Source organism: Paenibacillus ottowii (assembly GCF_050516475.1).
GTDB classification, from domain to species: Bacteria; Bacillota; Bacilli; order Paenibacillales; family Paenibacillaceae; genus Paenibacillus; species Paenibacillus ottowii.
On sequence record NZ_CP191577.1, the window covers coordinates 4,333,723 to 4,347,327 of the forward strand.

General features: G+C 47.3%; 10 protein-coding genes. 1 reads left to right on the plus strand and 9 read right to left on the minus strand.

Annotated features, from left to right (window positions below; translation table 11 throughout):
• Nucleotides 1-33: 33 nt before the first annotated feature.
• From ACQQ6X_RS20170 to ACQQ6X_RS20180, 3 genes are all read right to left on the minus strand, one after another.
• Nucleotides 34-1,800 (minus strand): UbiD family decarboxylase, encoded by a 1,767-nt coding sequence (locus ACQQ6X_RS20170; protein WP_305166772.1) that lies wholly within the window; start codon nt 1,798-1,800, stop codon nt 34-36.
• A 130-nt stretch (nt 1,801-1,930) separates the two neighbouring features.
• Nucleotides 1,931-2,863: a COX15/CtaA family protein gene (locus ACQQ6X_RS20175; RefSeq protein WP_149034217.1), complete on the minus strand. Its 933-nt coding sequence runs from the start codon at nt 2,861-2,863 to the stop codon at nt 1,931-1,933.
• Between the two features lie 216 nt (nt 2,864-3,079).
• Entirely contained in the window at nt 3,080-3,424 is a 345-nt protein-coding gene (locus ACQQ6X_RS20180; protein ID WP_063209556.1) for a thioredoxin family protein, read from the minus strand.
• Between the two features lie 234 nt (nt 3,425-3,658).
• Here ACQQ6X_RS20180 and ACQQ6X_RS20185 point away from each other — a divergent pair, with 234 nt between their 5' ends.
• Nucleotides 3,659-4,948, plus strand: coding sequence for a DUF2515 family protein (locus ACQQ6X_RS20185; protein WP_305166773.1), 1,290 nt, complete (start codon nt 3,659-3,661; stop codon nt 4,946-4,948).
• 12 nt (nt 4,949-4,960) lie between these two features.
• Here the strand turns inward: ACQQ6X_RS20185 and ACQQ6X_RS20190 are convergent, their stop codons facing one another.
• From ACQQ6X_RS20190 to ACQQ6X_RS20215, 6 genes are all read right to left on the minus strand, one after another.
• Nucleotides 4,961-6,595: a putative polysaccharide biosynthesis protein gene (locus tag ACQQ6X_RS20190; RefSeq protein ID WP_305166774.1), complete on the minus strand. Its 1,635-nt coding sequence runs from the start codon at nt 6,593-6,595 to the stop codon at nt 4,961-4,963.
• Nucleotides 6,596-6,727: 132 nt separating this feature from the next.
• Nucleotides 6,728-7,207: a DUF456 domain-containing protein gene (locus ACQQ6X_RS20195; protein ID WP_063209561.1), complete on the minus strand. Its 480-nt coding sequence runs from the start codon at nt 7,205-7,207 to the stop codon at nt 6,728-6,730.
• 50 nt (nt 7,208-7,257) lie between these two features.
• Nucleotides 7,258-8,007, minus strand: a complete 750-nt coding sequence (locus tag ACQQ6X_RS20200; protein WP_305166775.1) for a Cof-type HAD-IIB family hydrolase — start codon at nt 8,005-8,007, stop codon at nt 7,258-7,260.
• Nucleotides 8,008-8,089: 82 nt separating this feature from the next.
• The gene (locus ACQQ6X_RS20205; RefSeq protein ID WP_305166776.1) at nt 8,090-10,168 is read right to left on the minus strand and encodes a peptidoglycan D,D-transpeptidase FtsI family protein; all 2,079 of its coding nucleotides are present in this window, start codon (nt 10,166-10,168) and stop codon (nt 8,090-8,092) included.
• Nucleotides 10,169-10,345: 177 nt separating this feature from the next.
• Nucleotides 10,346-12,430 (minus strand): peptidoglycan D,D-transpeptidase FtsI family protein, encoded by a 2,085-nt coding sequence (locus ACQQ6X_RS20210; protein WP_305166777.1) that lies wholly within the window; start codon nt 12,428-12,430, stop codon nt 10,346-10,348.
• A gap of 20 nt (nt 12,431-12,450) precedes the next feature.
• Nucleotides 12,451-13,596: a transglutaminase domain-containing protein gene (locus tag ACQQ6X_RS20215; RefSeq protein WP_305166778.1), complete on the minus strand. Its 1,146-nt coding sequence runs from the start codon at nt 13,594-13,596 to the stop codon at nt 12,451-12,453.
• Between the last annotated feature and the right edge of the window lie 9 nt (nt 13,597-13,605).

Here is a 13,605-nt window from a genome sequence, read left to right on the forward strand (position 1 = left end):
GTAAAATCCGGCTGTTCGATGCTTTAATAGGCGTCAAGCGAAATAACTCGTCCACCGTTGATCTACAAGTTTAACAATATCCTCACGCGGCAGTACCTCATCAGGGTAGCCCGGCTTCATGCGTGCATCCACTACAATCGGCAGCTTATAGTTCAGGTGATGCAGACGTACTTCGCTATCGGCGTACATATCTGTAGCCGGGTTGAAGCGTGTGAATACCGTCCACAGGAACGAGGCTTGGGAGCGCACGACTTCTTTGGCATCGTCCACGATAAAGACAAGCGGCCACTCTTGCTCACCAGCAGCTAACCGTTCCAACACACGTGCAGCGAGCTCAGGCTCCTGTTCAAAGGAGTCGCCCGAAACGACGAGACAACCTCCGCAATAGGGTTCGATGTCACGAATTCCCGGTAGATCGCCCCCCTCATAAGTGCGAGGCAATTCACGAACAGGCTCGCCTACTCCCATCAGAATTGCCTTACTGCCATGATTCAGCTTACGGCCCGTGTAATCGAGTGTATCGTGAGACGTATGGTTGAAAATAAACAAATCTCTTGCTGGATTAAACCGCTCCAGAATGGTTTCGAGCAGCAGGTTGAAGTCAGATAAATCGATCACCCGATCCGTCAACATCAGGAATTTAGTTAATGACAATTGGCCTTGTCCCAGAATCGTAAAGCCCGATACAAGCGCTTCACGGGAGTAGCTTTCACGTACGACTGCCGCTGCCAGTGCATGTACGCCTGTTTCTGCATATGCCCACAACGACTTGACGGAAGGCATCACAAGCGGATAGGCAGGCGACAACAGACGCTGCAAAAACTCGCCAAGATAGTAGTCTTCCTGCCGTGGCTTACCTACAATGGTTGCCGGATAAATGGCATCTTTGCGATGATGCATATGTTTGACATGAAATACAGGGAAGTCATGTTGTAATGAGTAATAGCCAAAATGATCGCCAAACGGCCCTTCAGGGCGGCGTTCATGAGGCGGCACATAGCCGCTGATCGCAAATTCGGCTTCTGCCGGGATACGGTGACCTCCAAGCGGGTCTTCCGTCATGGGCAGCTTGCCCCCCATAATAAGGGATGCCAACATTAGCTCAGGCAAGTTTTCCGGGGCCGGGGCAATCGCAGACGCAATCAGGGCAGGCGGGCCACCGATGATGATCGTCGTCGGCAACGGCTCATTGCGCAGCTCGGCTTCATGATAATGGAAGCCGCCGCCTTTATGGATCTGCCAGTGGATTCCAGTCGTCTGATCATCATAAATCTGGATGCGATACATTCCCAAATTATGATCCTTGGGTTGGCCTGGCTTCTCTGTATACACCAGCGGAAGCGTAATGAACGGCCCTCCATCCTCGTGCCAACTGGTCACCCTAGGCAGTGGAGCCAGCGGAGCATCAGTACGGCGAACGCCCAAGACAGGAGCTTCGCTATGAGATACGGTTTTTAGTCCTACTTTTAGCATGTCCTTAATGAGCCCACGTTCATTCCACAATGCTTTGGGTGTAGGTGGCAGCAACGTTTTGGTCGCACCTACAATTGCATTCATCAGTTGCTCTGGGCGAGGACCAAAAGCCATATCCACACGGCGATTCGTGCCAAACAAATTACTGGCAACAGGAAAAGGAGTTCCTTTGACATTGGTAAACAGCAACGCCGGACCTTCTTCCTGTATGACTCTTCGGTGGATCTCGGCCAGTTCCAAATAAGGATCAACTGGTGCTTCTATAATTTTAAGATCATTTTCTTTACGCAGCGCTTCGATAAATTGGCGCAAATTCTGATAGATCAACTGGATAATTCCTCCTAAGCAAATCAAGCCCTCGAGAAACTCGTGGGCCTGGTTTGTTTCTTATGATGTTATTATACGTGTTCAAGCGCCTTTTGGGCAAAAATACGTTTCACTATGAAATACGAAATGCTTAGGATCGCTGTGCCTGGGTCGGAACCAGCTTGCGGTCAGGTGATAATTGCCATACACGATAGCTCAGATAAGCCAGAATGGAGAACAATGATGCAATCACCAGCATATGTCCCAGCACGATAAACATGTAAATTTCAGGTCTGTTGACGTACAGCAAAATAATGCCAATCACCACTTGAAGAATGATCAATAGGACTGATACGACACCCAGTGTACGAATATCCCGGTGATTCGGGTGATAACGGTACGAGTAGTGACCCACAGCCAAAATAATGACGAACAGCAGACCAGCAGAAATTTGATGAAGCAGTAGTGGAGAAATAATGCCCCCAATATTTACAACCTTCTGGATGACCGAATGACTAAGCAACGCTCCTGAATAGACAGCAATATAGGTATAGATCGTTGACAGCCATATAAAGTTACGATAACCCCGACTGACACGCCCAGGGATCAGACGTGGAGTGTAGCGTGAATCCGCATGCTCCTGCCAGGCCCCCAGCGTCATCATGGTCGCACTGGCAAAAGCGATCAGCGCAAAGCCAAAATGCAGTCCCATGACTGCAGCCGATTGAGAGAAGACGACAGCCAACGCCCCCATCGCACCTTGTATGATTACAAACAATAGTGTGAGCAACGAGAATAGCTGTAAATCCTTCCGATGCTTCATAAACAGCAAAAAGCCAACAAACGAGGCGATAGAAAGAATCCCGGCCATGGCACTGACGGAGCGATGAGAGAACTCAATAAGGGATGCGATGGTATGCGCCGGAACCAGTTTACCATTACAAAGCGGGAATTCTCGTCCACACCCAAGACCCGAATCCGTTCGCGTCACGACCCCTCCACCAAAGGTAGCCAAAAACATGACAATACATGTTACGAGTGCCAGCCATTTTAATATTCTGATTTTGTTATTCAATGAATTCACCCGTATCCTTCCAAATATAATATTTATTCACTTTAGATGTTGTGAAATGATCACTTAAAGTAATTATAACTGATATATCGGCCCTTGACATACGAGCTTTGTTGACAAAATGTGAACGTGTCCGTAAGAAAGCCGCCTCCTACGAAGGAAGCGGCTTTCTGAATGTCTTGATAATTAAGGGTGCCCTGCGGACCCATCATACATACCCTGATCCAATTATTTTGCCAGATTAGCATGGACTTCTACAGCCCGGTCCAAAAACTGCTCGATTTCCTCGCGGGATTTACGCAGTCTGTTCACCAGACGTACCAACTCTCGGCCTTCACTGTAAGCGATAAAGCTGGGAATACCCAGAACATTTTGCTCTTGACTTACACTTTCGGCCTGTTCTACGTCAATCTCAATTAATGTAAGCTTGTCTGCATACTGTTGCTCCACATCAGGCATGAACGGATCAATAAAATGACAATCCCCGCACCAATCCGCCTTGAACACAGCTACCGTTACGCCTGAATTGGATATTGCCTTATTAAAGTCTTCATGAGAGACAATTTTTTGCATATATAATTCCTCCTCTAAATTCTTTTGTGCACAAGATTCTGTACTTTCTATTTTAACGCCAAGTAAAGCTTTTGCACACTCCCTATTCTGCTCACACGCCGATTGGAAGCCCTCTCATTGAGGCATACTAAAGCTATACTTAAGAATCCACATCAGTAACAAACATCCTACAGCATCCCCAACATACCTGGTGAAATACGGGAATGCTTGCACTTGAAAGGAGGTTGTTAAAACATGTCTTTCACCGAATGGCTCCATGCCGCATCTCGACAGCTTCAGGGAGGGCTAAAGTTACTGGGTTCCGTTCCGCGTGCTGCGGAGGAAGCATGGGAAGGCAAACGTGCGGCCTGGACCGAATCCCGTAAATTACGCTATCCCTTACGTGATCTGCCGTGGGATTATCAGTCGGCACAGGCCGCTATGAATGAGGCTGAAGCGTTAATGCTGGTTAACGGTCCCGCTACGCGTCCCTCTTCTCTAAATATGCCTTTATGTGAAACAGACTGTGAGCTGCTGGAGCGGATCAAGAACGACACAGCAAAGGAGAATCGCAGCAATATTACGCGCACGGCCGCTTACCTCGACTGCTACCATGGCTACCCTGAATTGCACTGGGCATTACTCGCTCATCTAGTTTCCCGTAACGGCGGCTATAATATGACCGACTTGAAGAGTGAGCTTATTGGCGACCTGTTCGACGAACAGGAAAAGGAGTGGCTGTATCGACTGCTGGAGCGCTGTAACGCCCTTATTTTCCAGGACGCTTATCCACAGTTGCAGCTTTACATGCATAGCCGTCATTTGGGACGGAGCTGCTTTCATTTGTTGCCTTATTTTCACGTTTCGCCATTCATGAAGCCCTTTTGGGAACGTTTCTGGGCTTGGCGGGATAGTTCTCTTTTGACGGTGGCGCTCATTATTAATGAACAAAACTATATTGAAGGACGGGTCGTAAAAGATCCCTACTTCCAAAAATTCGTAACCCACAAGCCGGGGTTCTATTTGCATGACTGGCTTCAGCTCAATCAGGTTATTTTTCCGCTTGGGCTAAATGATGGACTTGCCGGACTTGTCATGGAGCGTTTCGGCCATCTGGACGAGCGAATCGGCTTTGGCAAAAGCCTCTACGCTATGTTGTTTGGCCATCAGCAGGTACTGGATCAGGTAACCGCATTTGCTACCCGCGTGCCGCATACCGGTTCTCGCAGCGACTATTGGCCTGGCCTGTTCACTCCCAACGAACAAAAAGCGCTGCGCTCTCCAAAAGAGAGTGCAACGCTTATAGCGCATGAATGGCTTCCGCCGGGTCAACGTCTGTATAGCCCGGAGTTGAACGCCGTCTGGTCAGATACAGCTTATGATCCGATCCCTCGTTATGATTGGTTTCAGGACGGTTCTACGCTTGGACATCTCAGTGAACCAAGACGACCTCTGTTATTTGCCATGCGCCATGAACACCGTCATGGCATTCAAAAAACAGCAATGGCGCATGATGCCCATAACAGCTTACGGCCCTTCCACTGAAAGAAGGCTCTTTTAACCTCGATGTCCTGTGGACTCACGCTGTAGACGCATTAACGGACGCAACACCTTCTGCAATATATGCGGATAGTTGCCCAGCTCGTCCCTGCGCAATACACGCAGTGCAACCAGCAATACCAAGTAGCATACCAGTACAACCGCTCCGGCAATGCAGCACGCGATCAAGAAGGCTACACGCGCAGGCATCAGATGTACCAGCATAATGCAGGCTTCATTTACACCATACCCGATTGCTCCTGATACTACGACTGCAATTAGGAAGCTTGCCCAGCGACGGCCCATAATCGAGAAGGAAACGATCCCTTTCAGCACACGCAAATTCAGCAACGTAATGACGAGAAAACACAATCCGGTTGCGGCAATAATCCCGTAAATCCCAAGCCAGTCAGCCAGCAGCCAGCTCGCTGCTAACTTCACGACGATACCGACCATCACATTGATCATTGAAATACGCGGCTTGCCCATACCAATCAATATCGAATTAGAGGTCATCATCGTAATCTGGAAGATCGTTCCGAGTGTCAGAACAGCAATAATTCCGCTGCCTCCAAGCGAGCTGAAGAGCAGACCATTAATAGAATAGGCAGTTACACATAAAGCCAGCACAATTGGCATTCCAGTCAAAATAGAGATACGCAAGGCGAGCGTCATCTGATTTTGTAAATGCTGCTCGTCCTTACGGGCAAAAGCCGCCGAAATGATCGGAATGAGCGATTGGCTGAGTGCAATGGCCAAAATCGGCGGAATGCCCGCCACACTCTGTGCCCTAGAGCCTAGATAACCCAACTGAGTAGTAGCTTGATCCAATCCTACTTGTCCAGACAGCAGTCTAACCACAATCGACGTATCAATAAAATTAACCGCCGGAACCGTCAAGGACGACAATACAATGGGAATAGAAAGCTGGAAAATATCTTTGTAAATGCGCATCATCGGTAGCGCAGAGCTTTCCTCCTGGAATTGCTCTTGACGGTCCTGGCGATCCTGACGACGCAATTTCACCGTGTAGTACAACATGACCGCCAAAGCGCCAAGACTTCCCATGACTCCCCCAAAGGAGGCACCCGCCGCAACCTCACGATCTCCATAACCAAGCTTCAAAATAATAAAGGCAAGCAGAATTGCGGTTGCTACCCGTGCGACCTGCTCGACAATTTGCGAAATACCGCCTGCGGTCATATTACCGCGTCCTTGGAAGTATCCGCGCATCATGGCAATGGCAGGAAACAACAGCAAAGCAGGTGCCAAAGCCTGAATAGCCAGTGCTGATTGCGGAACCCCTGCTATACGCTCGGCAAAATATGGCGCTCCAAAATACAGCAACGCAGTAATGATAATACCGGCTACGGCTGCGAATATCAAAGCCGCACGATACACACGTCGCGCTTCCGCAGGCCGATTCAGTGCGTAGCGTTCCGAAACCATTTTGCTCAGTGTGCTGGGAATGCCAGCCGTAGCAACCGTAAGCAGCATCAAATAAGCGTTGTTGGCAATGGTAAACGAGGCGTTCCCGACGGAGCCGAGCAAATGCTCTAATGGAACGCGCTGTACCAGACCAAGCACTCTGGCCACCAAGGCGGCAGCGGCTAAAATAAGCGTACCTTTAAGGAATGTTTCTTTATTGGACAAAATGCGTTCCCTTCTTTCTTGCTGTTCACATGCATGCAAAAGCCCCGCAACAAATAGTCATGGCCTGAGCCATCACCGGTGCGGAGCCGCATGTCGATTCTGTCTCTGCAATCATAATAAACGAATCTCTGATTATAACACCCAAATCAAGAATACAATAATCATAGCAAGCTGCAAAATTACTTTCATCACGGTGCTGGTAAAGAGGCCTAAGACCGAGCCAAAGCCTACTTTGATCGCTCGATCCAGCGGAGCTTTGCCAATCAGTTCACCCAGCACAGCACCGATAAATGGTCCCAAAATCAGACCGAATGCCGGAATAACGAAGGGGCCAATAATGATCCCCACAGTACTGAGGATCGCTGACAGACGTGAGCCGCCAAATCGCTTGACTCCCCATGCATTCACAGCATAATCCGCTATAAAAAGAGCCACGACAATTAGGGTTTGTATAATCCAAAATAACTTATTATATGAAGCAAACGAGAAAAACCAGCCGTATACAAAAAATGCAAAATAGATGGCGAGTGCCCCCGGCAATACGGGATATACCGCTCCCGCCATGCCCACAATGAACAGTACAATGACAACAATCCAGCCTACAACGTCCATGGGCCTCCTCCTTCTCGTCTATTCATCTTGCTTGTGCCTTATTTATTTTATTACACAAGCACATAATCACGAATCACTTCTACAATGCCGTCGTCATTATTCGAAGCCACGACTACATTAGCGGCTTCTTTTACAGTATCCTGGGCATTCCCCATCGCTACGCCCAGTCCAGCCGCCTGAATCACAGCCAGATCATTCAAACTGTCGCCAACAGCAACCACCTGCTCCATCGTAATGCCAAGCAGATCGCACACTTCAGCGATACCACTGGCTTTGGATATACCAGCCGGATTAATTTCCAGATTCGTCATCGAGGAATTGGAAATTTCAAGTCCTCCCATCTCCTGAAGCTTCAGCAAAATTTGATGGCGAATTTCATCATTTTCCGTATTAAAACCGAATTTAAGCCACTCCTGTGTGTCCAATGTGTCCGGCCAACGATCTCTATTGTATAATTCCTCAGTTGAGTAAGCCCAGAACCATGAGTCTGTTTCTACGGCAATCTGGTGCATCTTGCGAATAAGCTCCTTATCAAGTAAGTAGCGGCGCCACAATTCGTGAGGTGATTTCCACACTTCACTGCCGTTTACGGTTACCATAGGCGTCTCCAGGCCGAGTTGCTGACCGTAAGGCAAAGCATGCATCGCTGCACGTCCGGTGGACAAGCATACATGAATCCCTTCCTGAATCGCCTTGTTAATCCAATTAATCGTTTCCAGGCTTATTTCATGATTATCGTTCAGTAAAGTTCCATCCATGTCGAGCGCAAGCAACTTGTATTTATATTGGTTTTCTCCCATCGTCTCTCTTCCTCCTGTATGTCCCTTATGTCCAACGACATTTTACCATGAAAAAGAGATGCCCACAAAAGAATTCAAACCCTTATTTCGCTGCCTGAGGCTTTTTATGAATACCATCGAGCCCGTATACTTCGTCATACGCATCAAATATTTTACGCGCAACAGGTCCCGCGCTCGTCGCACCAAAGCCTCCTTCAGGGATGATCACCGCCACAGCTAGCTTCGGATTTTGGCGCGGAGCAAAAGCAATGAACACCCCATTATCTTTAACCGTACGACCCACCACCTGCTGAGAAGTCCCCGTTTTACGGGCATAATCATAAGAAAATCCGTTAAATGCTTTAACATCAGTAGCCATGCCGCGAATGACAGTGTCCCAGTACGTATCTGAAAAAGCGACCTCATTCAGCACCTTCGGTTTAAACTCACGTACGAGATTCCCCTGATCATCTACAATTTTACTGACCAGACGAGGCTGCATTCGCTTGCCCTTGGTTGCCAGTACAGTCGTATACTGGGCCAGCTGCATCGCTGTATATTTTCCCTGCTGGCCAAAGGATGCCTGTACTAAACGTGTCAGTGCACTTTCATGCTTACTGGTGTACTCCAGTCTGCCTGCCCACTCGCCAGGCAGATCGACTTCCGTCGGAACGCCTAGTCCAAATCCCTTCATATACCTGTCCCATATATCAATCCCCTGATGTACCCCTGCATTGCTGCCGTATTTAGCATATAGCGGCTTGCCCACCATATCTACCATGAATGTATTCGACGAGAATTCAATTGCTTTGCTAGGTGTCAGAGGACCATACACATGCCCGCCTGAATTCCCGACCCGGCTGGAACGATTTTTGCCATAGTACGCACTCCCCGTATCCTGATAAGTTTGTCCAGGCGAAAATAAATTTTCCTTCAACCCAATCAGCACGGTTAGCGGCTTGATGGTTGAACCCAGCAGGACCGAGGATTCCGGGTGCGGACCCGCTTTTCCGCTAGGTACGGATTTTATCGTTCCGTTTCCCATTTTATGCTGAATATCGTTATATACCGAGGGGGATGCACTTCCCGTTTTCCATACATTCGAGTCATAATCAGGCATACTGGCCATCGCTACGACATGTCCGGTCTCTACCTCCATCGCTACAGCAAAGCCAGTGGTTGCATCCTGATGAAGCTTACCTGATACGGCATGAGTACGAAGCCAGCTGAGTTGATCTATAATCGCTTGTTCGGTTTTTTGTTGAACTTCCTTGTTGATGGTAGAATACAGATGATGACCTTTCACTGGAGGCGTAATGGATTCAATGCCCTCCGGCATGCTGCGCGGGTTGACCTCTACCGTTTTATAGCCGTTTTTTCCTCTCAGCTCGTCTTGATACTGAAGCTCCAAGCCATCATATCCGACAATTTCGCTTTCCGAATATACCTGCTCCGGTCTTAGGACCTCCGAATTGGCCTCATATAACTCTTTATATTTGGTCCGATTTGCTCGCGCTCCTTTGAATTTGTACATATATCCAATCGTTTGGACTGCTACCCGATCCGAGTCATAGTGGCGTACACTTTCTTCAATAACCTCCACACCTGGAAACTCTGCTCGATGCTCCAGAAAATAAGCGATTTCCTTCTGACTCAGATCAGATTTGACCAAACGCGGGGTAAATCCTCTATATTGAATATAATCAGGGTCGAGTCGCTTGATAATCTCCTCTGCATCAAGTTGCTCTCCTTCGGCACGCCCCAGTTCGTTTAATTTGCTAGCAAGCTTGTCAGCAAAAGCATTAAGCTCAGGGAGCAGCTTTTCCCCCGGCTTGCGATTATTTTCCGTACGCTTGCTATAATCCTTAGACAAAGTTACGTACAGGGACTGCACCGGGGTGGAATATGCCAGTCTAACCTTACCTGTGGAGTCATAAATCGTACCGCGACTTGGGGTAAGCGGGACATTTTTGGTATTTATCGATTGCTGCTGCCCCTTTAGCTCCTCTGATTGTACAAACTGCAATACAGCTAGTCGGGTAATGATTAGGGCAAACAGCACAAAAACACTAAAAAACAGTAGGTTGGTTCGTAGAACCGTCCGCTTTTTTCGTGATTCAGCATTCTCTTCATCATTTTTCTTTTTGAATGAAAACTTTTTGTCCAAACTTCCTCTGTCCATATTTGCTGGTCATTACTCCTTCCAATAAGGTCTCCTATTCCTGATCCTACCATATTGAAAGCAAGAAACGATGAAATTCAAGGTGACAATTTTGTAAGAAAACGTATAAAGAAAAAAAGCTTTCCTTAGCCCAAAAGCTAAGGAAAGCTTACATGAGGAAATATCTGTATAGAATAATTATGGCTGTTTAGCTGCATTAGAATCGGCTGTCGCTGTATCCTTTTTCTTAGGAACACCGTCCAGACCATAAACTTCATCATAGGCATCGAATATTTTACGTGCCACAGGTCCTGCGCTCCAGGCTCCGAAGCCTCCTTCAGGAATGACAACGGCTACGGCCAGCTTTGGATGCTGGCGTGGAGCAAAAGCAATGAACACCCCGTTGTCTTTCAGCTGGCCGCCTACGCTTTGCTGCGATGTACCTGTTTTGCGGGCAAAGTCATAAGGGAAGCCATTAAATGCGCTAACGTCTGTAGCCATTCCACGTATGACCTCATTCCAGTAAGCATCCGGGAAGTTCACTTCATTCAACACTTTAGGCTTAATAGTCTGGACAACATTACCATTGGTATCTTTAATTTGGCTGACCAAATGTGGCTCCATCCTTTTGCCCTTAGTAGCCAATACTGTTGTATATTGTGCAAGCTGGAGTGTTGTATATTTACCTTGTTGGCCAAAAGAAGCATATGCTAGTTTAGACAAGGCCGACTCCTTACTTTTTGGACCATACTCTCTTAAACCAGGATATTCTGTAGGCAGATCTACCCCTGTAGGCACACCTAATCCAAATTCCTTCATGTAGCGGTCCCATACATTCACACCTTGATCTTCCTGAGCATTATTAATGTACTTGTTGTACAATCTTTTGCCCACCATATCGACCATGAATGCATTGGAGGAATGACGAATGGCAGAAGCAGGATCCAATCCGCCGTACACATGACCTGAAGAATTCCGGACTCGTGAAGAATTATTACGCCCAAAGTAAGCCGCTCCTGTATCCTGGTAATACGATGAAGTGCTAAATAAATTTTCCTCCAAACCTATTAACACCGAGAGTGGTTTAATCGTGGAACCGAGCAGGACAACTGACTCTGGATGCTGACCCGACTGTCCTGATCCGAAGGAGCGAATAGTACCATTTAAATATACATTCTGAATTTTTTTATAATTATCATTGGATATATTTCCAGTTTGCCAATAATTCGCATCATAATCCGGCATACTAGCCATAGCTACGACATTGCCAGTATCCACTTCCATAGCAACAGCAAAGCCTGTTTTGGCATAAGGATGTGTACTACCAGATACAGCGTGTGAATGGAGCCATCTCAACTGATCCATAATGGCATTTTCAGTCTTCACCTGAATCTCTTTGTTTATTGTAGAATAAATATTATTTCCTTTTTGTGGCGGAGTAACAGAATCTACACCCTCAGGCATATTACGCGGATCAATGGGAACCGTTTTATAGCCATTTTTCCCTCGTAACTGTTCCTGATATTGAAATTCCAGTCCATCAAAGCCAACAGATTCGTTATCCATATAAATGAGACCCGGATCATTTTCAGCTGACATGGATTTTTGAATATTCTTATATTTATCCAACGTTTCACGTGCACTTTTATAACTTTTAATATAACCAACCGTTTGAACAGCTACCGTGTCAGGATCGTAATGACGTACCGTTTCTTCAACGACATCTACGCCTGGAAACTCACCCTTATGCTCCATAAAATAAGCAACTTCGTCTGGAGTAAGATTGGTTTTAATCAGACGCGGCGTAAAACCGCTAAATCGCTGATAGTTCCGGTCCATAGCGTCCATAATTTGCTCTGCCGTCATTTTCGGCTCATCTTTATTGCCATATAGAGCAAATCCATTTGCCAGCTTTTGTGCCATCTTTTCCAGCTCAGGCAACAGCTTTTTATCTGGACTACGCTTTTCTTCCAAACTGTCACTATAATTCTTGGAGAGCGTGATATACAGCGATTGTACAGGTGTAGAATACGCCAGTCTGTTCTGCCCGGTTGAATCATAAATTGTTCCGCGAATCGGGGTAAGTGGTACGTTTTTGGTAACATTACTGGCCTCCTGCTGTTTGAGCTGAGGTCCCTCTACAAATTGAAGTATCGCCAATCGTACAATAATGACTGTAAATATAATGAACGAGCTGAAAAAGAACAGATTGATCCGGAAGCTAAATCTTTTTCGGTCGGATGTCTCATTGTTTTTTTCTTGCTCGTTGTCCATCTTTCTCATGCGCCCTTCTCCACTCCTTCTTAAATCACTTTATCCTTGATATGTGTTTGAGCAAAACCAGGCGGATTAAACCAGTCTCCACTTTGTGCCCAGGTCGGGTCGAGCGGGACCCATCGATCCTGTCCGCTCAAATACACCTCATTCCAGGCATGGGAGCCGTAACCTCCCTGTCCGTTGTATCCAAGGCCTGTAACGACCTTGACCTGTAGTCCCTGCGAACGAGCCATCATTGCGTACAGGCGGGCATAATCAATGCACACTCCTTTACGGGTATCAAACGTATCTTTGGGAGTCTGCTCATGCCAATCCCCACGTTGCTCATAGGCTTCCACCTTACTGTAATCATAACTAATGCGGGTGCCTACCCATTCATACAACGCTCTGGCTTTTTGCTCATCACCGCTAGCCCCTTCGGTAATCTTGGCTGCTGCCTGACCGATATCATCTGGAATGTCCCGGTCGATAATTTCGTATTTGCGCTGCATGATACCATTCAATTCCTTGGTAACTGCTTGCGTAAATACAGGGAGCTTATCCTTGATTAGCGTACCGGACAATGGCTCAATGACCGATTGCGCACCTTGCTTATAAATCGGCGAAGCTTGTACGTAGCTGCTAAACCCGCTGTCTGGATACAGACTTACGCCTATGAACAGCAGGGCTATGATCATCATGGCGCGAGCTCCACCAATAAGTGTACCGATTCCAGCTCCTGCCACCCTACTGAAGAAGCCAGATTTCTTTTCATGCTCATGGAGTTCCGACTTGCCACCTACCACCAACAAATAAATGGCACGTAGTAAAAACTGGGCAATAGCATAACTAAGCATAAACAATACGGCGAACCGCAGCAGCGGAAAACCCTCTACCCCCGCCACGAGCGTATAATAAAATTGCTCAATTCCACTAAGTTTGCGTTGCGGCAAATGCTCCATGTAAGCTGCCAGCCATTGCTGTACTTTCGGTGAAAGCCACATGGATACCCCGAGCGAGCACAAAATACCCGCCACAGTGAGTATCCCATCCACAATGAGACTAAACAGCGCACCCACAGATCTGGAGGCCCCTCGCCTCCATCCCTGTATCAACGACAATATGACGATGGCGATCAGAAACACCGTCACGCCATTCCAATGAAGAACAGACTCCAGCCAGGATGGGTTCATTGTGCTCCT

What these genes read in the sequence shown, in the direction of transcription:
- ACQQ6X_RS20195 (WP_063209561.1), bottom strand. Translation starts at nt 7,207, where the DNA reads ATGGACGTTGTAGGCTGGATTGTTGTCATTGTACTGTTCATTGTGGGC.
- ACQQ6X_RS20205 (WP_305166776.1), bottom strand. Translation starts at nt 10,168, where the DNA reads ATGGACAGAGGAAGTTTGGACAAAAAGTTTTCATTCAAAAAGAAAAAT.
- ACQQ6X_RS20215 (WP_305166778.1), bottom strand. Translation starts at nt 13,596, where the DNA reads ATGAACCCATCCTGGCTGGAGTCTGTTCTTCATTGGAATGGCGTGACG.
- ACQQ6X_RS20180 (WP_063209556.1), bottom strand. Translation starts at nt 3,424, where the DNA reads ATGCAAAAAATTGTCTCTCATGAAGACTTTAATAAGGCAATATCCAAT.
- ACQQ6X_RS20210 (WP_305166777.1), bottom strand. Translation starts at nt 12,430, where the DNA reads ATGAGAAAGATGGACAACGAGCAAGAAAAAAACAATGAGACATCCGAC.
- ACQQ6X_RS20200 (WP_305166775.1), bottom strand. Translation starts at nt 8,007, where the DNA reads ATGGGAGAAAACCAATATAAATACAAGTTGCTTGCGCTCGACATGGAT.
- ACQQ6X_RS20185 (WP_305166773.1), top strand. Translation starts at nt 3,659, where the DNA reads ATGTCTTTCACCGAATGGCTCCATGCCGCATCTCGACAGCTTCAGGGA.